Annotated in this window: 1 protein-coding gene; it reads left to right on the top strand. The window is 68.1% G+C overall.

The window, feature by feature from the left end; genetic code table 11:
- Positions 1-74: 74 nt before the first annotated feature.
- The coding region (locus V7E05_RS13265) for a steroid 3-ketoacyl-CoA thiolase (protein ID WP_333620114.1) at positions 75-1,080 on the top strand (1,006 nt) is incomplete at its 3' end.

Raw genomic sequence — 1,080 nt, 5'->3', positions numbered from 1 at the left:
GCAACTTTTGGCCCTTTAACTGCGCATTTATAGACCACTCCGCCTGCTAAATGATCCTCAAAGGGAAGGCAAAAATGGGAAATCCAGTGATCGTCGAAGCCGTTCGCACCCCCATCGGCAAGGCCAAGGGCGCACTTTCCGGCCTCCATCCCGCCCATCTCCTCGGCGCCTCGCAGACGGAGGTCATCCGTCGCGCGGGAGTTGACGCCGCGCTCATCGAGCAGGCAGTGGGCGGCTGCGTGTCGCAAGCCGGCGCCCAGTCGAACAACGTGACCCGCGGCGCCTGGCTCGCCTCGGGGCTGCCGTGGCAGACCGCGTGCACGACGATCGACTGCCAGTGCTCTTCGGCCCAGCAAGCCAACCATTTCGTCGCGAACCTCATCGCGGCCGGCGCGATCGACGCGGGCATCGCGTGCGGCGTCGAGTCGATGTCGTGGATCGCCCTTCGCGCCGCCGTCGGGGACGGGAGCAACGGCATGCCCCGTCCCGACGATTGGACGATCGACCTCCCCGATCAGTTCACGGCAGCCGACCGCATCGCCAAGCGTCGCGGGATCTCGCGTGCCGAGCTCGAGGAGTTCGGCGCCGTCTCCCAGCAGCGTGCGCGGCGCGCTTGGGACGAGGGTCGGTTCGACCGCGAGACCTTCGACGTCTCCGCCCCCGAGCGGCTCAAGGACGGTACGTACACCGGCGAGCAGATCACCGTGAGCCGCGACCAGGGACTCCGCGACACCACCGCCGAATCGCTCGCCGGGCTCCGCCCGGTGCTCGAGGACGGGCTGCACACCGCCGGTACGTCCTCGCAGATGTCCGACGGCTCCGCGGCCGTGCTGCTCATGGACGAGGACGTCGCGAAATCGCACGGACTCAAGCCCCGCGCCCGGATCGTCCACCAGGCCCTCGTAGGCGGGGAGCCCGAATTCCACCTCGACGGCCCTGTCCAGGCCACGCAGCGCGTGCTCGATCGATCGGGGATGTCGCTCGCGGACTTCGACCTCGTGGAGATCAACGAGGCCTTCGCGTCGGTGGTGCTCAGCTGGGCGCAGGTCCACGGGGCCGACATGGACAAGGTCAACGTCA

The sequence above is a fragment of the Dietzia sp. genome, assembly GCF_036741115.1.
GTDB lineage: Bacteria > Actinomycetota > Actinomycetes > Mycobacteriales > Mycobacteriaceae > Dietzia.
Note: the sequence above shows the minus strand (reverse complement) of the source record. Positions and strands in the feature narration are given on the sequence as shown.